Source organism: Mesorhizobium bavaricum (assembly GCF_056781655.1).
This window is the reverse complement of record NZ_CM165566.1, coordinates 6,494,959-6,513,823: the sequence shown is the minus strand read 5'-3', so window position 1 is coordinate 6,513,823 and position 18,865 is coordinate 6,494,959. Positions and strand designations below refer to the sequence as shown.

17 protein-coding genes are annotated in these 18,865 nt (G+C 64.1%); 7 read left to right on the top strand and 10 right to left on the bottom strand.

Going from position 1 to position 18,865, the window contains the following annotated elements:
• The first annotated feature begins 321 nt into the window (after window positions 1-321).
• The gene (locus AC1RZR_RS31550) at window positions 322-771 is read left to right on the top strand and encodes a hypothetical protein (protein ID WP_481827067.1); all 450 of its coding nucleotides are present in this window, start codon (window positions 322-324) and stop codon (window positions 769-771) included.
• A gap of 67 nt (window positions 772-838) precedes the next feature.
• Here the strand turns inward: AC1RZR_RS31550 and AC1RZR_RS31545 are convergent, their stop codons facing one another.
• Window positions 839-1,957 (bottom strand): DmpA family aminopeptidase, encoded by a 1,119-nt coding sequence (locus AC1RZR_RS31545; RefSeq protein ID WP_481827066.1) that lies wholly within the window; start codon window positions 1,955-1,957, stop codon window positions 839-841.
• A 4-nt stretch (window positions 1,958-1,961) separates the two neighbouring features.
• The gene (gene xseA, locus AC1RZR_RS31540; RefSeq protein ID WP_481827065.1) at window positions 1,962-3,527 is read right to left on the bottom strand and encodes an exodeoxyribonuclease VII large subunit; all 1,566 of its coding nucleotides are present in this window, start codon (window positions 3,525-3,527) and stop codon (window positions 1,962-1,964) included.
• A gap of 128 nt (window positions 3,528-3,655) precedes the next feature.
• Between xseA and AC1RZR_RS31535 the strand changes: the two genes are divergently transcribed.
• Window positions 3,656-5,866: a bifunctional diguanylate cyclase/phosphodiesterase gene (locus AC1RZR_RS31535; RefSeq protein WP_481827064.1), complete on the top strand. Its 2,211-nt coding sequence runs from the start codon at window positions 3,656-3,658 to the stop codon at window positions 5,864-5,866.
• A gap of 24 nt (window positions 5,867-5,890) precedes the next feature.
• Here AC1RZR_RS31535 and AC1RZR_RS31530 read toward each other — a convergent pair whose 3' ends face one another.
• Window positions 5,891-6,847 carry a LysR substrate-binding domain-containing protein gene (locus AC1RZR_RS31530; RefSeq protein ID WP_379093163.1) on the bottom strand — a complete coding sequence of 319 codons (957 nt, stop codon included), beginning with the start codon at window positions 6,845-6,847 and terminating at the stop codon, window positions 5,891-5,893.
• 273 nt (window positions 6,848-7,120) lie between these two features.
• On the opposite strand from AC1RZR_RS31530, the gene AC1RZR_RS31525 reads away from it, so the two are divergent.
• Window positions 7,121-7,411: a DUF1127 domain-containing protein gene (locus AC1RZR_RS31525; RefSeq protein WP_379093160.1), complete on the top strand. Its 291-nt coding sequence runs from the start codon at window positions 7,121-7,123 to the stop codon at window positions 7,409-7,411.
• Between the two features lie 176 nt (window positions 7,412-7,587).
• Here AC1RZR_RS31525 and AC1RZR_RS31520 read toward each other — a convergent pair whose 3' ends face one another.
• From AC1RZR_RS31520 to AC1RZR_RS31505, 4 genes are all read right to left on the bottom strand, one after another.
• Complete coding sequence (locus AC1RZR_RS31520; protein WP_481827063.1) at window positions 7,588-8,616, bottom strand: DUF937 domain-containing protein; 1,029 nt, start codon at window positions 8,614-8,616, stop codon at window positions 7,588-7,590.
• A 102-nt stretch (window positions 8,617-8,718) separates the two neighbouring features.
• Window positions 8,719-10,092: a glutamate--cysteine ligase gene (locus tag AC1RZR_RS31515; RefSeq protein WP_477271124.1), complete on the bottom strand. Its 1,374-nt coding sequence runs from the start codon at window positions 10,090-10,092 to the stop codon at window positions 8,719-8,721.
• A 143-nt stretch (window positions 10,093-10,235) separates the two neighbouring features.
• Window positions 10,236-10,970 (bottom strand): 16S rRNA (uracil(1498)-N(3))-methyltransferase, encoded by a 735-nt coding sequence (locus AC1RZR_RS31510; RefSeq protein ID WP_481829166.1) that lies wholly within the window; start codon window positions 10,968-10,970, stop codon window positions 10,236-10,238.
• Window positions 10,971-11,001: 31 nt separating this feature from the next.
• Window positions 11,002-11,658, bottom strand: a complete 657-nt coding sequence (locus tag AC1RZR_RS31505) for a hypothetical protein (protein ID WP_481827062.1) — start codon at window positions 11,656-11,658, stop codon at window positions 11,002-11,004.
• A gap of 87 nt (window positions 11,659-11,745) precedes the next feature.
• On the opposite strand from AC1RZR_RS31505, the gene AC1RZR_RS31500 reads away from it, so the two are divergent.
• The gene (locus tag AC1RZR_RS31500) at window positions 11,746-12,444 is read left to right on the top strand and encodes a type 1 glutamine amidotransferase (RefSeq protein ID WP_481829165.1); all 699 of its coding nucleotides are present in this window, start codon (window positions 11,746-11,748) and stop codon (window positions 12,442-12,444) included.
• Between the two features lie 293 nt (window positions 12,445-12,737).
• On the top strand, window positions 12,738-12,869 hold the full coding sequence (locus AC1RZR_RS31495; protein ID WP_257784452.1) for a hypothetical protein: 132 nt from the start codon (window positions 12,738-12,740) through the stop codon (window positions 12,867-12,869).
• Between the two features lie 38 nt (window positions 12,870-12,907).
• Here the strand turns inward: AC1RZR_RS31495 and AC1RZR_RS31490 are convergent, their stop codons facing one another.
• Genes AC1RZR_RS31490 through AC1RZR_RS31480 form a run of 3 tightly spaced genes read right to left on the bottom strand, consistent with a single transcriptional unit; the run spans window position 12,908 to window position 15,677 of the window.
• On the bottom strand, window positions 12,908-13,681 hold the full coding sequence (locus AC1RZR_RS31490) for a metallophosphoesterase (RefSeq protein ID WP_477271120.1): 774 nt from the start codon (window positions 13,679-13,681) through the stop codon (window positions 12,908-12,910).
• Window positions 13,682-13,715: 34 nt separating this feature from the next.
• Window positions 13,716-14,852: an alpha-hydroxy acid oxidase gene (locus AC1RZR_RS31485; protein WP_477271118.1), complete on the bottom strand. Its 1,137-nt coding sequence runs from the start codon at window positions 14,850-14,852 to the stop codon at window positions 13,716-13,718.
• A gap of 21 nt (window positions 14,853-14,873) precedes the next feature.
• Window positions 14,874-15,677, bottom strand: a complete 804-nt coding sequence (locus tag AC1RZR_RS31480; protein ID WP_477271116.1) for an FCD domain-containing protein — start codon at window positions 15,675-15,677, stop codon at window positions 14,874-14,876.
• Between the two features lie 208 nt (window positions 15,678-15,885).
• On the opposite strand from AC1RZR_RS31480, the gene AC1RZR_RS31475 reads away from it, so the two are divergent.
• Both AC1RZR_RS31475 and AC1RZR_RS31470 read left to right on the top strand, forming a co-directional pair.
• Window positions 15,886-17,208 (top strand): DUF3422 family protein, encoded by a 1,323-nt coding sequence (locus tag AC1RZR_RS31475; RefSeq protein WP_477271114.1) that lies wholly within the window; start codon window positions 15,886-15,888, stop codon window positions 17,206-17,208.
• Between the two features lie 153 nt (window positions 17,209-17,361).
• Window positions 17,362-18,858 carry an FAD-linked oxidase C-terminal domain-containing protein gene (locus AC1RZR_RS31470; protein WP_481827061.1) on the top strand — a complete coding sequence of 499 codons (1,497 nt, stop codon included), beginning with the start codon at window positions 17,362-17,364 and terminating at the stop codon, window positions 18,856-18,858.
• Window positions 18,859-18,865 lie beyond the last annotated feature (7 nt).

Below are 18,865 nucleotides of genomic sequence, written 5' to 3'. Positions count from 1 at the left end.
TGTTGTTGGTGGACCTGCCCACCAACATACGGTGCCGTGCATATAGCCGTTTTCAGCCAATTCCCCGTATGGCAGTAGTTCGTTGATCGCAATGCGCGAGGGGGATATATCCGCCTCCGGCGCGGCGGAACGAAGCAGCACGGCGCGCAGAGTCGACATTGCAAGAGGATATCACTATATACCGGCGGCCTCGACCCGCGCGCCCTAGGGCAGCGCCGCCGAAGCGGCTGTAAATGTGTTACGGATTGCGCCATCTATTGTGACGAAAATCGGCTCGGAAACCGGAAAAAAGCAAATAGAAACAGTGGCGCAAAGCTGGGCGTGATCCCAGCCAACGGTACCGACCCCTCAGAAACAGAAAATGCTCTTGACCCCTCGATTTCCTTTGGCTCTGTGGACCTTGGACAAGATCGGCTTGCCGGTTGGCGACGACTCGGCTCGTATGGGGACATGCATCCTTTGCGGGATGTCGGCGTTTATGATTACCAACCGGCTTTGCCGCCAGGGAACAGCAGTATGAGTGAACACGCGATCGAGTTCTTGCGGGGATGGATCGGCGAAAAGGTCCAGTGCCAGTCATCCGAGGCCAGGATCGAGAAGCAGGCCGAGACTCTGGCCAGGGAATGCGCTGCCAAGGCGGCCGAAGTCGGCATCCCCCTGGAGGATATTCAGGAAGAAGTCGGCGACATTCAGGAACTGATTGCGTCGCGGCTCGAGGAAGCTGCCGAGGCCGACGAGCACCGGCAGGCCGCCAGCAAAGCCGCGGAATAGCCGCTTAGGACAGTCCCTTCCTAGATACGCGGGCTACTCGGCCCGCGTTTTCGCATCAGCTATCCCCTCAGCCAAACTTCTCTTTCAACCACGTTTTCGGCAGCGCCGGCACGAAATTGCCGTCGCGTCCGGTCATGTCGTCATTGGCGACCAAGGCGTTGAGGATCGATTCCTCCACGGCCTGGATAACCGCATCGAAAAATGGATCGATGTCGGTGTCCGGCATAAAATCAGCGCTGGCGATGCGGCCTGATGGCGCCAGCGCCGCGCTCGCATTGGCGGTCGAGAAGGCGATAAAAATATCGCCGGAACTGTGATAGCCGAAGCCGCCTGTCATCGCGACGCCGAGCGGCACCCGGCGAGCCAGCCGCTTCATCTGGTGCGGCAGGAACGGCGCGTCGGTGGCTATGACGGCAATGATCGAGCCCTTTTCGGCACGCGGCGTGCCCTGCCTGATCGCCGGCTCGGCCAGTTCTGGCCCGGCGCGCAGGCCGCGAACCGCAAAGTTGTGCCGTTTGCCGAAATTCGACTGCACGAAGGCGCCGACCGTGTAGGCGCGGCCTTGCCATTCGACGATGCGCGACGCGGTCCCGGAGCCGGCCTTGAAGCCGAATGTGATCATGCCGGTGCCACCGCCGACGCTGCCTTCCTCGATCGGTCCGCCGGCCGCGCCGTCGAGGGCCTCGGCAACATGCTCTGATGTCAAATGGTGGCCATTGATGTCGTTGAGGAAGCCGTCATAGGTCTCCGCCGCCACCGGCAGGCCCCAGCCGCTGTCGAGTGCCGCCGGCAGCACGCGCTGCATCCAGCGCAGCGTGCCGTCGCGTGAGACACCGCAGGAGTGCGTGTTGGTGATGGTGATCGGGAAGTTGAAAGCGCCGGTTTCCTCGACGATGTGCGAGCCGGTCAACTCGCCATTGCCGTTCTGGCTGAAGATGCCGGCAAAGACCGGCGTGGCCAGATCGGCGAGTGGCCTGGGTAGGATCGCGGTCACACCGGTGCGCACTGGTCCCTTGCCGACGACGAGCGCGCCATCGCCCGAAATCAATGTTGCATAACCGACCGTTACACCGGGCACATCGGTGATCGCGTTGAACGGCCCGGGCCTCCCGTCGAAGCCGATGCCGAAACGTCGCGCGCGCGGCTTGCCGGAAGGCGTTGCCTGATGGTTCGGATTGTCGGTCATCGTCTCAGAACAGCGATCCCTGATTGCCGGGCGCCTTAGCCTTGGCGGCTGGCTTGGCCACGGTTTTCGGTCTTGCCGTGCCGCTGGTTGCAATCGCATCGGCGGTGCCGTCGGCGAACTCCAGCGAAAGTGCCATTCCCGACGCCACCTCGGCCGCATGTTTGATCACCGCCCCGTCGGCGTCCTTCACCAGGGCGAAGCCGCGCGCCAGAACAGCCTTGTGCGAAAGCGTGGTCAGCAGGCGGTCGGCCTGGCTCAGCTGTGCGCGCAGGCGCTCGAGCCGCACGGAAATCACCCGATCCTGCCGCCGTGCCAATACTGCCAGCGTGTCGCCTTGCAGTTTGTGGCGTCTTACGATCGGCGCCGGCGACAGCCGCTTCGCGGTGCGCGAAAATCGCGCCCGACGTTCGCGCACCATGGCAAAAAACGCTGCCTGCGCGCGAGCGAGGTCGCGCCCGGTCAGCGTGCGGGCTTCATTGATGCGCCGCGACAGCGTGGCCGGCGTCAGCCTTTGGCCTTGAAGCCGCGCCCGCTTGCGATCGACGCTGACAGACAGCGCCCGGCCGAGCCGGCTTGTCGCCTCGTCGAGGCGGCGGCGCGGCAGCGCCAGCAATTGATCGGGCGAGGGCAGCGCGCGGGCCGCCGCACGGGCTGCCTGCCGCTTGCGCTCGAAATTGCGCAAGACCGCCGCCTTGAGCCGCGCGCCGAGGCTGACAAGCGTCGCTTCGAGGTCGGCCTTAACCGGCACGGCAATTTCAGCGGCACCTGTCGGGGTCGGCGCCCGCACATCCGCGACGAGGTCGATCAGCGTCCAGTCGGTCTCGTGGCCGACAGCCGAGATCACCGGAATGGTGGAAGCGGCGACGGCGCGCGCCAGCGCTTCGTCGTTGAAGCCCCAAAGGTCTTCGAGGCTGCCGCCGCCGCGCGCCACGATCAGCAGATCGGGGCGCTGGATGGCGCCATCCCAGGCCAGCGCGTTGAAGCCGTTGACCGCGGCGGTCACTTCCGCGCCCGCCGTCTCGCCCTGCACGCGCACCGGCCAGACCAGCACATGCAATGGGAACCGGTCCTTGATGCGGTGGATGATGTCGCGGATGACGGAACCTGTCGGCGAGGTGACGACGCCGATGACGCGCGGCATGAACGGCAGCAACCGCTTGCGGCCGGTGTCGAACAGACCCTCGGCCTGCAGCCGGCGCTTGCGCTCTTCCAGCAGCGCCATCAGGGCGCCGGCGCCGGCGGGCTCCAGATTGTCGATGACGATCTGGTAGTTGGACTTGCCGGGATAGGTGGTGAGCTTGCCGGTGGCGATCACCTCCATCCCCTCTTCGGGGCGGAATTTCAGCCGGCCCATCGTGCCCTTCCACACGACGGCGTCGAGCCGCGCGCGGTCGTCCTTCAGCGCAAAATAGGCATGACCGGACGAATGCGGACCGCGATAGCCGGATATTTCGCCACGCACCCGCACATTGCCGAACACGTCCTCGACCGTGCGCTTCAGCGCGCCTGAAATCTCGCTCACCGTGTATTCGGTGGCATTGGTGCGTGATTCGGATGCTGCCTCGCTCATCGGCTGATTGAGCGGCTGTTGCCCGTCCGCGTCAAGGCGGCAGCCCGCGTTCGACTCAGAACGGATTTCATAACGCGATCTTAAGCCTGCTTTGATTGAGTAAGCGATCCCGGAGATAGCCACTACGCATGAGCATACGCGCGCACCGCAGCCCATTGACGTTTCAGGTTACCATGACCGTGCTGGCGCTTGCCGTCTTCGCACTCGCCATGGTTGTCGGCTTCGGCTTCTACGCCACGATGCAGGCTGACCGGGTTTCGCTTGAGCGGCAGAAGATATTTCTCGCCGATGGCCTTCAGGATCAGATCTCAGCGGTGGAGCGCGAGCAGGAGAGCATCACCGTTTGGGACGATTCCGTCATCAATGCAAAGGCCGGCAACGAGCAATGGATGGTCGAGAACATCAGCGTCTGGATGTACACCTATTACGGCCATGACCGGGTCTATGTCCTGGATGCCGCCAATCATCCGGTCCATGCGATGCGCGAAGGCAAGGTGGTGGCGTCGGCCGTCTACGACGAGGATGAGCCCGTCCTGCGGGCAACGGTCGAAAGGCTGCGCGGGCTGATCGCCCAGCCGTCGGATGCGGACCAGGCCGGCGGCCCGGCCAAGATGGTCGCCGAGGACCTGGTGTCGCTTGGCGGCAAGCCCGCCATCCTCAGCATCGCGCCGCTGGTGCCGAGTTCGGACCGTGTCACCCAGGCGCCAGGTAGCGAATATCTCCATGTCGCGATCCAATTCATCAACGACGCCGTCATCGGCAAGATCGCCAAAAAATATCTGCTCGATGGCGCACACCTGCTGCCTCTGTCGCAACCGGTCGGCGCGGCCTCCATTCCGCTGATTGACTCACATGGCCTGATCCAGGGCTATATCGGCTGGGATCAGGAGCGTCCCGGTCTGACGCTCGTGCGCAAGGCCGCTCCCGCCCTGATCCTTGCGGTCTTGGTCGCCGCCAGCATGCTTGCGTTCCTGCTGCGGCGGCTGCGCCGCGCATCGTCGGCATTGCAGACCAGCCAGAGCGAGGCCCAGTATCTCGCCTTTCACGATACCCTCACCGGTCTCCCCAACCGGGCTCTGTTCGAGGACCGGCTGCGTCGTGCGCTGCTGACGGCCAGCCACGAGGCGGTGAAGGTGGCTCTGCTCTATCTCGATATCGATCGCTTCAAGCATGTCAACGACACGTTCGGCCATCCCGCCGGCGACGAACTCGTGCGCCAGACGGCCGCCCGGCTTCAACAGACAATTCGTGACGTCGATACGGTGGCTCGGCTCGGTGGCGACGAGTTCGCCATCATCCTGATCGATGTCCGCAACATTCGGGATGCCGAGGATGTCTCGGAAAGGGTGCAGCAAGAACTGCAGCAGCCCTTCAAGCTGATGGACGACCAGGTCTTTGTCAGCGCCAGCATCGGTATCGCCTTGTCGACAGGGCCCGAGGCCGACGCCGACGACCTGCTGCGCAGGGCCGACATCGCGCTGTATGAAGCCAAGAGGAATGGCCGCGGCCGCTACCAGGTGTTCGCCGGCGACATGGACGACCTGTTGCTGCGCAAGCGCAAGGTCGAAAGCGAACTTCGCAAGGCCTTGGCCGGTGGCGGCGGCATCAAACTGGCATATCAGCCGATCTTTGCCGCCGACGGCAGGACGATCCTCGGTGCCGAAGCGCTGATCCGCTGGGCGCATGAAATCCATGGCGCCTTGCCGCCGCAACAGTTCATCGCCATTGCCGAGGAACGCGGTTTGATCGGCGAGCTCGGCAAATGGGTGCTGCTCGAGGCCTGCCGCTTTGCGGTCGGCACGCAATTGCCCTGGGTGGCCGTCAATGTCTCGCCGCTCCAGCTGCGCGACGCCGGCTTTGCCGACAAGGTGGCGTCGATCCTTGCCGAGACCGGGCTGGCGCCGGCGCGGTTGCAGCTCGAGATCACCGAAAGCGTGCTTCTGGAAAACAACGACACCACCAGGATGGTTCTGGCGGCCTTGCGCCAAACGGGCATCGGCGTCGCGCTCGATGATTTCGGCACCGGCTATTCATCGCTGAATTACCTGCGTCGCCATGCCATCGACAAGCTCAAGATCGACCGTTCCTTCGTGCGGCTTCTCGACGATGACCGTAGCTCTGCCGCAATCGTCAAGGCGTTGATCGACCTTGCCATCGCTCTGGATGTCGAGGTCACCGCGGAAGGCGTCGAGACCGAGGAGCAAAAGGCATTGCTTGTCGGCATGGGCTGCCATCAGTTGCAGGGCTATCTGCTGTCACCGCCGCTCGAGCCCGTTCAATTGCTGGCCCTCGCAGGCCCGTCGCGCGGCGAGGATGAGCCGGCTTCGGCGCTTGGTTGACCTCCCTGGCAGGCAGGATCCGGCCTACCATCCCGGCAGGATCTGGTTCGGCTTGGTTCGCCTCATCTTGGCAAAGGCCAGTGCCGCGAAGTCGAATGTCCCCGCCTCTTCGCCGATCGGTACCGAGATATTGTCCAGGCTTTCCGAAATATGGCGGGCAAGCGCATCGACGATCTCCGGTCGCGACGTCTGGCCGCGCATGATGCCGATGCGGCAATCGGGCAGGGCACCGAAGCCGTCGGCTTCACCCAGCACCCGCATGCCGGGCCTCAGCGCACATTCCGGCAGCACCGAGATCGCCAGGCCGGAAAGCACCGCGGCGGTGATGACGGTTGCCGAGAAGCTGGTGAACAGGATGCGATAGTCGCGCCTCTGCTGGTCGAGCACATCGACGGCAGCGCGCCGCCAGATGCAGTTCGGCCGGCCAAAGGCCATCGGCAGCGTCTGCTGCTCGTGCGTCGCATGGTTGGCCGAGGTGACCCACAGCAGTGGCTCGCGCCGCACCACCTCCGACTGGCCACGTACATCGTTGTGCGTCACCAGCGCCAGGTCGAGATTGCCGCGCTTGATATGCTCGACCAGCCCCGGCGTCGGCTCGCAGATGACGGTCAGTTCGACGCGCGGATTGGAGCGTGTGAACCGTGCCATGATCTCGGGCAGGAAACGGTCGGCATAGTCGTCGGGCGTGCCGATGCGGATCGTGCCTTCAAGCCGCCGGTCGTCGAAGGCGGCCAGTGTTTCGCGGTTGAGATAGAGCAGCCGCCGCGCGTAGGAGAGCAGCTTGTCGCCTTCCTCGGTCAGTCGGTTGGTGCGCCCGTCCTTCTCGAACAGCGGCTTGCCGATCCGCTCCTCCAGCCGGCGCATCTGCATCGATACCGCCGACTGGGTGCGGTGCACCTCTTCGGCCGCCCGCGTAAAGCTGCCGGTATCGGCAATCGAGATGAAGGTCTGCAATTGATCGAGATCGAGCGGCGCTTTCATCGGTCCAATCCATCACTAGTGTTGATGCTAAAGATTAGAAACATTCGTTGGATTAATCAATCGGCTGATGGCAAATTGCGCTTGTCCACATGAAGGCATGTGAATCGAAGCCGGAACGGCCGCTGTATGCAGCGCCGATCGCAAGGCTTTGCCCGCCCTACAGCGCCGCGCGTCCTTTGGACGCGCAAAGGACGCTGTAGAAATTTGAGTTTGCGCATGATCCTTTTCCGAACCTTCGGTTCGGGGTCATGCGGCAGTCTGAAGGAGACCGACATGACCACGTTTGATTTCGCCACCGAGACCTCACGCATCACCTCGCGTCCGGCCGTTGCGACGCGCGTGGCAAACACCGTCTCCAACATCTACCGCGCCTGGAAAAACCGCCGCGCCTTCTATCGCCTTGGCGAGATGTCGGATTCCGAACTCGCCGACATCGGCCTGACGCGCGCCGACCTGCATGTCGCCATCGATGTGCCGTTTGGACGCGACCCGACGGCGATGTTGCGCGAAATCGCCAGCGATCGCGTCGAAACGATCGAGGATATCGCCCGCAAGGTGGCCTGATCGTTTGGCTTGATTGCTATCGTTCCGTTCGCCGTGAACCTTTTTGAGGTTCGACGCGACTGACGAGTATGCGGGCCCCCACTCCCTGCCGGATCCCCGCCGGCCGGCCTGCAGTCTGCCCGGTCCTCCCAGGACCGGGCTTTTCTTTTTCTGCTTGGCCGAAGGTCCGCTGCCAGCTACCGCCGGTCCATATCCCGCTTGAACTGGTCGAAGATCGTTTCCACGCCCTTCTGGTACTCGTCACGCTGCTGGGCGCCGGTCTCGAACATCTTGCCGAACAGGTCGTCGAAAGGATTCCTCGGCCGGCCACTCGGATTGGTCTGCGGCTGCGGCGCCTGTCGCTGTGGCGGCGCCTGTGGCTGTTGCGGCGCCGGCTGTCCGCCCCCGCCGAAGCCGCCACCACCGCCTTGCCGCAGCATTTCCTCGAAGATCTTTCCCAGAGGATTGTCGCCATAGGGGCTCTGCGTCTGTTGAGGCTGTGGCTGTGCCCGGCCTTGCGGCTGCGGCGTGCCACCGCCGAACATGTCCTGCAGCACCTTGCCGAGCGGATTGTCGCCGTAGGGATTGGGCGCCGGCTGTGGCTGGCTTTGCGGCTGCGGCGTCCCGCCGCCGAACATGTCCTGCAACACCTTGCCGAACGGATTGTCCATCGGGTTCTGCGGCTGCGGCGCCTGGCGTGGCTGCGGAGCCGGGGCCTGCATGCCGCTCTGCCGCATCATCTGCTCGATGATCTCGCCGAGCGGATTGTTGCCGCCGCCGCCAAAGCCGCCGGCGGCCTGCATCTGGTTTGTCGTCTGCTTGAACAGCCCGCCCATGACCATCGAGGCGATGGCCGGCAGCATCTGCTGCAGGATCTGCTGGCTGACGCCGCTCGCCTGCGCCGCCTGGCTGGCCACGGCGCGCGACAGGTCCTTCGAGCCGAACAGATGTCCCAGAATGCCGTTGCCCTCATCGACGCCTTGCGGCGAGAAGGCTCGGGTAGCGTCCTCGAAATATTTGGCGTGCTGGCCGCTTGCCATCGCCGTCATGAAGGCGCCGAGCCCATAGGGGTCGGCAGTGTTGCGCTGCAGCCCCTGCGAAAAGGCCGGCAGTAGAGCGGCAACGGCCGCCTGTGTCTGCTGCATCGAAAGCCCGTATTGTTGGGCAAGGGCCTGCATGCCATTGCCGTTCTGGGCCTGCGCCAGCATATCGAACAAAGTAGGCATCGGCTTCTCCTCCGGGAAATCCTAGGGTGGAGAGCCTAATTCGTTTCGATGACCGATTGAAGCGGCTTTTGCCAATCACTTGGCCGCGCCGACTTCGCAGGATCAATAGGCGTATTCCATGAACACCGGCTCGATCGAGCCGCCCCAGCGCGTGTGATACGCGGAGAGCATCTCCTCGGCGCTGGTGGTGCCGCGCGCGACAACTTCGTCCAAAGTGTTGAGGAACGAGGTCTCGTCATAGCCGTCGCGGTTCTTGCGGCCACGGTTCTTCAGCCCCATGCGCGAGATGACCATCACGTCGCGGGCGATCTCGCGCAGCGTGGTGTTGCGGAAGGGCGCGGAAATGCCTTGTTCCGGCACCGCGTTGCGCATCGCCAGCACTTCCTTGTAGCTCCAGCTTGAGGTCAACGCCTCCGCCGCGTCGAGCGCGGCCTCGTCATAGAGCAGCCCGACCCAGAAGGCCGGCAGCGCGCAGATACGCCGCCACGGCCCGCCGTCGGCGCCGCGCATTTCCAGAAAACGCTTCAGCCGCACGTCCGGGAACAGCGTCGACAGATGGTTCGCCCAGTCGCCCATTGTCGGCAGCCCGTCCGGCACTTCATTGCGCGCGGCCCCGGCCATGAACTGGCGGAAGGTGATATGCGTCATGTCGTGATAGTGGCCGTCGCGGATGACGAAATACATCGGCACGTCGAGCGCCCATTCGACATAGTCGGCGAAACCGAAATCGGGCGAGAAGCAGAATTCGAGCAGGCCCGAGCGCTGATTGTCGGTGTCGCGCCAAATGTCGCCGCGCCAGCTTTGCAAGCCGTTCGGGTGGCTGTCGGTGAACGGCGAATTGGCGAACAATGCCGTCGACAGCGGCTGCAGCTTCAGTGACACCTGCATCTTGCGGCGCATGTCGGCTTCGCTCTCGAAGTCGAGGTTCACCTGGATCGTACAGGTGCGGTACATCATGTCGAGGCCTTTGGTGCCGACCTTGGGCATGTAGCGCGTCATGATCTCGTAGCGCGACTTCGGCATTTTCGGCGTCTCGGCCAGCGACCATTTCGGGCTGCCGCCGAGGCCGAGAAAGCGGATGCCCATCGGCTCGGCGATCTCGCGCACCTGCGCCAGATGCGCATTGCCCTCGCGGCAGGTCTGGTGGATCGTCTCCAGCGGCGCGCCGGACAGCTCGAACTGGCCGCCGGGTTCCAGCGAAATCGCGCCCTGGCCGGTCGGCTCGACCAGGCCGATGATGCGCCCGTCATCGATGATCGGATCCCAGCCGAGCTTTGACTGCATGCCTTCGAGGATGGCGCGGATGCCGCGCTCGCCGCCATAGGGCACGGGCGCGTTACCGTCGACATAGAATGGGAATTTCTCGTGCTCGGTGCCGATGCGCCACTTGTCGCGCGGCTTGTTGCCTTCGGCCAGATGCTCGACGAGCTCATCGACGCCTTCGATCGGGCGGAAATCGGTTGTGTCGCGCGCCATTTACAAGCCCTCCGGGACGGTTGGACAACCGCCGGCGCTAAATGGACGAAATGTCAGCAGACGATCAAGCGAAAAATCCTGAGCCAGAGGTCAAGAGGAATTGAACGGTACAGTCCTGTCCGTCCCTTGCGGGAGATGAAGTCTCACCAGTCTCCGACCGTTGCCTGGATCACCGCAAGGGCGGCCACCGCCGCCGTGTCGGCGCGCAGGATGCGCGGGCCAAGCGGAATGGCTGTGACGAAGGGCAGCGCCCGCAGCGTCTTGCGCTCGTCGTCGGAGAACCCACCCTCCGGCCCGACCAGCAGCCCAAGCCTCTTTTCTTTCACCGCCTGCAATGCGGGCAGCGGATTGTTGGTCGAGGCGTCCTCGTCGCAGAAGATCAGCCGCCGCTCCCTGTCCCAGCCGGCCAGCAGGCGGTCGAACTTTTCCGCTTCGCGCACGTCCGGGACCGCCAGGATGCCGCATTGCTCGGCGGCTTCGACGACATTGGCGCGCAGGCGATCGATCGAAGGCTTGGCCACTTGCGTGTGCTGGGTGATGACCGGCTGCAACATGCCGGCGCCCATCTCGACCGCCTTCTGCACGAGATAGTCGAGCCGCCCCTGCTTCAGCGGCGCAAAACAGTAGATGAGGTCGGGCAGCGGCGGCTGCGGCCGTTGCAGTGCCAGGACCTTCAGCCGCACCGCCCTTTTTGATTTCGTGGCTATGGCCGCCGACCACTCGCCGTCGCGGCCGTTGAAGACAAGAATTTCGGCGCCTTCGCCGAGCCGCAGCACATGCAGCAGATAGTGGCTCTGCTGCTGACCGGCATCGAACTCGACATCCGTCCCGAGGTCGTCGGGCACGAACAGGCGTTGCATCTTGTAATTGGCGCGCATCGCCGAGGAATGGGCGAGCCGGCCGCCGCCGTCAAGCCTCGGCGGATGGATGCCACGCCGGTCGAAAGCCATGCCGCAGGACGGCGAGCGTCGTGGCCGGCGTCAGCAGCGCAAGCGGCTTGCCGTGCAGGCCAACGGCGGGTGGGCCATATCCTGCGAACGACCAGCGCAGTGCCTTGCCGGCGCGCAAGGCATAGGCATTACCGCCATCCGCAACCATCGCGCCATCCGGCAGGCCGGCGGGCACTTCAAGGGTCACCATCGACGGCTTGCCGCCCGACGCCAGCCGCTCCCTATGCAGCCGCTTGTCGACCTGCGGCGCGCGCGGTTCGGCAATGCCGAAGGCTTCGCCGAAGCGGCCGACGAAATCCTGGGCCCGTTCGCGCTGGCAAAAGAAACAGGGGCGATGCCCGGCAGCCAGCGCCGTCACCTCGTCGAGGAAGAACAGCTCGGTCCAGCTGGCCTTGCCGCCCAAATGGTCGTCGCTTTTCCGGTTGCGGCCCATCGGATCGCGCCGCACATTGCGGAACTGGCAGACGCAGATGATCCAGGCCGGAAGCGTCCACCGCTTTCTCAGCAGCGTCTTTGTCTCGGGATCGTGGATGATGCCGCGATTGCCGGTGAACAGGCCGCGCTCGGGCACGGCGTGGATGGCACCGAACGGATCGACCCGGTTCTGCAGTGGCATAGCTTTCTCCCGCAACACGCATCTTGGCTGCAATGCAGGCGGCATGATATCGCTCGTCGCATCATTTTCATGTCAGCAGGGTTTTTCATGCGGGTGCTGGTCGTCCAGAACTACGACAATACCGGCCTTGGCCAGGTTGGCGCCGCTCTTGCCGAGGCGGGTGCCGATCTCGATCTGCGCCTCCCCTACAAGGGCGATCCCTTGCCGGACGACGCGGCCGGGCACGATGCCATGGTGGTGCTCGGTGGCGGCCAGAATGCGCTGGCCGACGACGAGTATCCCTATTTCCCGGCATTGCTCGAACTGACGCGCGATTTCGCCGACAAGGACCGCGCCGTGCTCGGCATCTGCCTCGGCAGCCAGCTGGTTGCCCGCGCCTTTGGCGGCGAGAACCGCATCGGCGGCGCCAACGAGTTCGGCTGGCGCGGCGTGTCGCTGACGCCCGATGCCAAGGCCGATCCGGTGCTCGGCGCGTTGCCGCAAAAATTCCCGATCTTCCAGTGGCACGACGACACGTTCGTTTTGCCTGAAAACGCCGTCCGCCTCGCCGGCAACGATGTCGCCGAGAACCAGGCGTTTCGCGTCGGCCGCGCCGTCTACGGCTTCCAGTTCCATTTCGAGGCTGATCGGCCGATGGTGCAGGACTGGAGCACGTCCTTTGCACCGATCATCGCCGTGCGCCATCCTGACTGGGCCGGCGAGCTCGATGGCGAAATGGCCCGCAACGGGCCTGACGCCGATGCTGCGGGCCTCGCCATCGCCCGCGCCTGGGTGGCGACGATCTGAGCGTCTGTCCTTCGCGCCCTCCCGCGTGACATAATTGGCACGCGGCGGTGAAACCGCCTGGGGACAATCCGTTTCATCCTTGGCTTGTGTCAGCCCGTCATCCTAGAAGGCGCGCGCTCTGCATCGGCTGTGCAACCGCGATGAACCTTTTGTGTGACCCGCGCGACACACCGCCGATACAGAACATGCCTAGAAGCGCAAAATCGTCGAAACTTTGAAGCGAATTCTCCGTTTCAACGCATTGGTAACCGCCCGGTGCACAGATGCAGAAAGCTCAACAAGAGATGACCTCCGTGAAAGCAGCGCTTCTGTCCTTTGCCATGTTGTCCGCCATCGTGCTGTGCGGCCTCGGCATCTATTCCGCCGACGCAGCCAACAATCACAACGCCGTCGACGGTTACGGCGTCACCGCCTCGCTTCGCTAAGAGCCGGAAGCGTCTTTCGCGTCCTCGGACGCGGAGGCTCAAGCTTCCTTGACGGTCATTGTCAGGATGCGTTTGTCCGGGCCGTCCACGACGAGCGCGCTCAGCATCCCTGATTGCCAGGCAAGCGTGTCGACATTGACGCGGTTGGCCATCACCTCCGCCTCCGGCACCGGCGTATGGCCGTGCACCACGATCTTCGGGAACAGGCCCGGATAATTGTGGAAGGCGTCGCGGATCCAGATCAGATCCTGCGGGTTTTGCCTTGCAAGCGCGATGCCCGGCCTGATGCCAGCATGGCAGAAGAAGAAATCGCCCAGCGCCAGCGAAAGCCGCAGCGATCGCAGAAAATCGATGTGAGTTTGCGGCACCGCTTCGACCAAGGATTGATGTCCTTTGCGCACGGCGGCCTCGGCGTTGCCGAACCACATGCTGGTGCCTTCGGTGATTGCCACACCGTAGGATAGCGCCGTCTGGATTCCGCCGAAACGGATGAAAAGCCCTTCCGGGTCGGGCTTCTTGAGAAAGTCGAGAAAACCGATGTCGTGGTTGCCGGCCAGCATCAGATGGCGCGGGTCGCGCTCACGCGCTTCGATCAGGAAGTCGATGACGCCCTTTGAGTCTGGTCCGCGATCGACATAGTCGCCAAGATGGATGACGCGCCAGTCGGCAGGCGCCTCCTGCTCGATTTCGGCCTCGATGCGTTGGTGCATGGCGGCCAGCAGGTCAAGCCGGCCATGCACGTCGCCAATCGCGTAAAGACGCACACCTTCCGGCCCATGCGCGTCGAGAAAATGGATGCCGGGTTCTGCCAACTCTGCGCTGTCTCCGTGGTCACGCTGTCACGGACTAGCGCCGGAGCTGATCCTTGCCCATGTCGGTGACCAGACGCTTTCCGCACAACGCCAGCGTGATGTCCATCTCCTTGCGGATGATTTCCAATGCCTTGGTAACCCCTTCCTTGCCAAGGGCACCCAGGCCGTAAAGAAATGGCCGGCCGATATAGGTGCCCTTGGCGCCGAGGCAGAGCGCCTTTAGAACATCCTGGCCTGAGCGAATGCCGCCGTCCATGTGGACTTCGATCCTGTCGCCGACCGCATCGGCGATTTCTTCCAGCGCCATGATCGAAGACGACGCGCCGTCGAGCTGCCGCCCGCCATGGTTGGATACGATGATCGCGTCGGCGCCGGTCTTGGCCGCCATCAGCGCATCTTCCTTGTCGAGAATACCTTTCAGGATCAGCTTGCCGCCCCAGCGTTCCTTGATCCAGGCGACGTCCTTCCACGACAGATGCGGATCGAACTGCTCGGTCGTCCATGAAGACAGCGATGCGACGTCGCCGACGCCCTTGGCGTGGCCGACAATGTTGCGGAAGGTGCGGCGCTTGGTGCCGGCCATGCCCATCCACCAGCGCGGGCGGATGGCGATGTCGGCAATGTTGGCCAGCGTCATCTTCGGCGGTGCCGAAAGCCCGTTGCGGACATCCTTGTGGCGCTGTCCGAGGATCTGCAGATCGAGCGTCAGCACTAGGGCCGAGCACTTCGCCGCCTTCGCCCTGTCGATCAGGTCGAGCACGAAATCCTTGTCGCGCAGCACGTAGAGCTGGAACCAGAACGGCTTTTTCGTCACCGAGGCGACGTCTTCGATCGAGCAGATGCTCATCGTCGACAAAGTGAACGGCACGCCGAATTCCTCGGCTGCCTGCGCCGCCAGCATCTCGCCATCGGCGTGCTGCATGCCGGTCAGACCGGTTGGCGCCAGCGCCACCGGCATTGCCACCTTTTCGCCGATCATGGTCGATTCCAGCGACCGGTTGCTCATGTCGACCAGCACGCGCTGGCGGAACTTGATCTTGGCGAAATCCTCCTCGTTGGCCCGGTAGGTGCTTTCAGTCCAGGCGCCGGAATCGGCGTAGTCGAAGAACATTCTTGGTACGCGCCGGCGCGCGAGCTCCTTGAGATCGGCGATGGTGAGGATTTGGCTCATGAGGGTCCCTGCCTATCAGTCCTAGGAGCGTCTGCGTGTGGGTTCGATCTCGCCCGCCTCGGAGCGTTGTCTGAGCCTCAACCGCGACACGCGTTGCCAGTCGCCGCTGCGCTCGGCCTCGGCCATCGACCGCTCGACATAGATCATGTGGTCCATCGCCGCCTGCCGGGCAGCGGCCGGGTCGCCGGCCTTCACCGCTGCATGGATGGCCCGGTGCTGGGCAAGCAGGGCGTCGCGCGCGCCGGGCACGGTGAACACCAGCAGCCTGTTCTGGAACACGCCTTCCGACAACAGCCGGTAGCAGGAGCGCAACGTGTGCAGGAGCAGGATGTTGTGCGCGCACTCGCAGATCGCGTGGTGGAATTCGACGTCGATTTCGGCCTCGTCGTCGAAATCGCCGGTCCGGTGCGCCTCATCCATGCGTGCCATGATGCGGTCGAGCAGCGCCAGATCCTCCGGCGTGGCACGCCGCGCCGCATACTCGGCCGCGACGCCTTCGATCTCGCGGCGGTATTCCAGATAGTCGGCCACGGCCTTGCGATGCGTCGAGATCAGGTCCGCCACCGGCTTGGTGAACAGCTGGCCGATGATGTCGGCGACATGCGTGCCGCCGCCGGCCTTGGTCGTCAAAAGGCCACGCCCTTCGAGCGCCTTCAGCGCATCGCGCAGGATCGGCCGCGACACGTCGAACTGGCGTGCAAGCTCGCGCTCGCCCGGCAAACGGTCGCCGGTGCGCAGCACGCCTTCGAGGATGAGGCTCTCTATCTGCTGCACCACCTCGTCGGCGGTGCGCGAATGCTCGATCCTGGAAAAAATGTCGCTCAACAGAATGCCTGGAAGGTGAACCGGGTTCGTGCAGGATAAAGCCAGCGTCGCCAACTGGTCAAATTATTTATCCAATTGGTCGAAGCGCGTCGATTTTGCCGCGCAACGCCATATTGTCTTCGGCTAAACTTTGCTGTTTGCGTCATCTGGCGATTGGCCCTAGAGGGACGCAATGTAAGAGGGTTCACGGAAACCCGGGGAACAAGCCGTGTCAGACGACCCGACCAATCTCGAGTTCCAGCCGCGTGCCAAGGGCAGCGTCATGGGCTTTCCGGCGCATGAAGGCCGGCCCGGCGCGCTCGGCGAGGTCCATGCCCGGCCGCATCCGCTGATCGAAAAGCCGCGCGTGCTGGTGCAGCTCGCCTTCATGACGGAGGGGGGCTCCGGCGTCGACCATGCGGTGCTGTCCGAATTGTCGCGACGTCTCGGCATCGCCGCACCCGACCGCCAGGCCCGCCACCACGCCATGAAATCGGGCAAGGGCTCGCTGCGCTGGGAGCGGCATACCGAATTCTCGACCTATCTGTGGGAAGGGCCGCTTTCCGAAAGCGGCAGGACGCAGGAGCATTCGCCGTTCGGCAACGGGTTTTCGCCGCCAGGCACCGTCATCTCCGGCATCAGGCTCGAAATCCGCAAGTGGACGCAAGCGAGCGAGCGGCTGATCGCCAGCTTCGACCCGACCAGCCTGTGCTATTCGCTGGTCGAACGCGGCAACGCCGCCATCGTCACCGATTTCCGCCAGGATGGCGACGGCATGACCCGCATGCTGGTGCTCGATCGTGGCCTGACGCCGGCGCGTACCGGTGCGCTGTCGCAACGATTGATCGACATCGAGACCTACCGGACGCTGGCCATGCTTGGCCTGCCATTGGCGCTGACACTGTCGGGCCGCGCCCGCCGCATCGAGGACAGGCTGGCGCAGACCACGCTGGAAATGAAGGTCGCCGAGACCCGCGACAGCCAGACGCTGCTGGCCGACCTGACCGAGCTTGCCGCGGAGCTGGAAGCCGACGCCGCGTCGAGCCTTTACCGCTTTGGCGCCAGCCGCGCCTATGACGGCATCGTCGGTGAGCGGCTGGAGGCGCTCGAGGAAGAAGCCGTGCCCGGCTACGACACCTGGGGTGGGTTCCTGCAGCGCCGCGTCGCACCGGCCATGCGCACCTGCCGCTCGGTCGAGGAGCGGCAGGCCAATCTGTCGCGCAAGCTGACCCGCGCCACGACGCTGCTGCGCACCTGGGTCGATGTCGAGGTCGAGAAGCAGAACCGCGACCTGTTGGCGTCGATGAACAACCGTGCCCGCCTGCAACTGCGCCTTCAGCAGACCGTCGAAGGCCTCTCGGTCGCCGCCGTCTCCTATTATGTGGTCGGCCTCATCGGCTATGTCGCCAAGGGCGCCTCGATCTTTGGCCATGCCTTCGCGCCGGAGGTCGTCACCGCCGCTTCGGTGCCGGTCGCCATCCTGCTGGTCTGGTGGGGCGTGCGCCGCGTGCGCCGGATGCATTCCGAACCCGGCAAGCTGGCGGGCGAATAGCAGGCCTACGTCACCCCAAGGTCAGACAGCGGCAGATTGCCGCTACGGAAGCTTGTCTCGACCCTGATGCTGCATTCTCACCGCCGCAGGATTTGCAACAAACGCGCTTCACTGGTAAAAGATTTTGACCAGTCAAGCAAAACGAGGCTGCTGATGTCCGGCCTGGCCATGCCGAAACCAGACGACGCCACGATGCGCCGGCGCGACGAGATCGTCGCCGACATGCGCATCATCGTGCCGGGTGAGGGCGTCGTCGACGCCGCCAATTCCATGCGGGCCTTCGAGAGCGATGGCCTGACGGCCTATCGGCAGCTGCCGCTGGTCGTCGTGCTGCCGCAGACGGTGGCGCAGGTTTCCCGCGTGTTGAAATACTGCAACGACCGCAACATCCGCGTCGTGCCGCGCGGTTCCGGCACCTCGCTGTCCGGCGGCGCGCTGCCGCTCGAAGATGCCGTCCTGCTTGTCATGAGCCGCTTCAACCGCATTCTTGCGATCGATTTCCCCAACCGCGTCGTCGTTGCCCAGCCTGGCGTCACCAATCTCGGCATCACCACCGCCGTCGAGCAGGAGGGCTTCTACTACGCCCCCGATCCATCCTCCCAGATCGCCTGCTCGATCGGCGGCAATGTCGCGGAAAATTCCGGTGGCGTGCACTGCCTGAAATACGGCCTCACCGCCAACAATGTGCTCGGCATCGAGATGGTGCTGATGAGCGGCGAGGTGGTGCGGCTCGGCGGCAGTCACCTCGATGCGGAAGGTTACGACCTGCTCGGCGTCATGACCGGCTCCGAAGGCCTGCTCGGCGTCGTCACCGAGGTCACCGTGCGCATCCTGAAAAAGCCGGAGACCGCCCGCGCCTTGCTGATCGGCTTCCCGACCAGCGAACAGGGCGGCCAATGCGTCGCCGACATCATCGGCGCCGGCATCATTCCGGGCGGCATGGAGATGATGGACCGCCCGGCGATCCATGCCGCCGAGGATTTCGTCCATGCCGGCTATCCCCTGGATGTCGAGGCGCTGCTGATCGTCGAACTCGACGGGCCGAGCGTCGAGGTCGATCATCTGATCGGCCTTGTCGAAGCTATCGCCTACAAGAACGGTTCGACCACCTGCCGCGTCTCGCAGTCCGAGCAGGAGCGGTTGAGCTTCTGGGCCGGCCGCAAGGCGGCGTTTCCGGCCGTTGGTCGCATCTCGCCCGACTATTACTGCATGGACGGCACCATTCCGCGCAAGGAGCTGCCGCGCGTGCTGGCCGGCATGCGCGAGCTGTCGGAGAAATACGGTCTCGGCGTCGCCAACGTCTTTCACGCCGGCGACGGCAATCTGCATCCGCTGATCCTCTACGATGCCAATGTGCCGGGCGAACTCGACAAGGCCGAGAGTTTCGGCGCCGACATATTGCGGCTCTGCGTCAAGGTCGGCGGGGTCTTGACGGGCGAACACGGCGTAGGTGTCGAAAAGCGCGACCTGATGCCGGAGATGTTCAACCAGATCGACCTCGACCAGCAGATGCGCGTCAAATGCGCCTTCGATCCCAACCACCTTTTGAATCCCGGCAAGGTCTTCCCGCAGCTGCGCCGCTGCGCCGAACTTGGCCGCATGCACATTTCGGGCGGCAAGCTGCCGTTTCCGGACATTCCGAGGTTTTGAGGGGACA

What these genes read in the sequence shown, in the direction of transcription:
- AC1RZR_RS31545 (WP_481827066.1), bottom strand. Translation starts at nt 1,957, where the DNA reads ATGACCGACAATCCGAACCATCAGGCAACGCCTTCCGGCAAGCCGCGC.
- xseA (WP_481827065.1), bottom strand. Translation starts at nt 3,527, where the DNA reads ATGAGCGAGGCAGCATCCGAATCACGCACCAATGCCACCGAATACACG.
- AC1RZR_RS31535 (WP_481827064.1), top strand. Translation starts at nt 3,656, where the DNA reads ATGAGCATACGCGCGCACCGCAGCCCATTGACGTTTCAGGTTACCATG.
- AC1RZR_RS31530 (WP_379093163.1), bottom strand. Translation starts at nt 6,847, where the DNA reads ATGAAAGCGCCGCTCGATCTCGATCAATTGCAGACCTTCATCTCGATT.
- AC1RZR_RS31525 (WP_379093160.1), top strand. Translation starts at nt 7,121, where the DNA reads ATGACCACGTTTGATTTCGCCACCGAGACCTCACGCATCACCTCGCGT.
- AC1RZR_RS31520 (WP_481827063.1), bottom strand. Translation starts at nt 8,616, where the DNA reads ATGCCTACTTTGTTCGATATGCTGGCGCAGGCCCAGAACGGCAATGGC.
- AC1RZR_RS31515 (WP_477271124.1), bottom strand. Translation starts at nt 10,092, where the DNA reads ATGGCGCGCGACACAACCGATTTCCGCCCGATCGAAGGCGTCGATGAG.
- AC1RZR_RS31510 (WP_481829166.1), bottom strand. Translation starts at nt 10,970, where the DNA reads ATGCGCGCCAATTACAAGATGCAACGCCTGTTCGTGCCCGACGACCTC.
- AC1RZR_RS31505 (WP_481827062.1), bottom strand. Translation starts at nt 11,658, where the DNA reads ATGCCACTGCAGAACCGGGTCGATCCGTTCGGTGCCATCCACGCCGTG.
- AC1RZR_RS31500 (WP_481829165.1), top strand. Translation starts at nt 11,746, where the DNA reads ATGCGGGTGCTGGTCGTCCAGAACTACGACAATACCGGCCTTGGCCAG.
- AC1RZR_RS31485 (WP_477271118.1), bottom strand. Translation starts at nt 14,852, where the DNA reads ATGAGCCAAATCCTCACCATCGCCGATCTCAAGGAGCTCGCGCGCCGG.
- AC1RZR_RS31470 (WP_481827061.1), top strand. Translation starts at nt 17,362, where the DNA reads ATGTCCGGCCTGGCCATGCCGAAACCAGACGACGCCACGATGCGCCGG.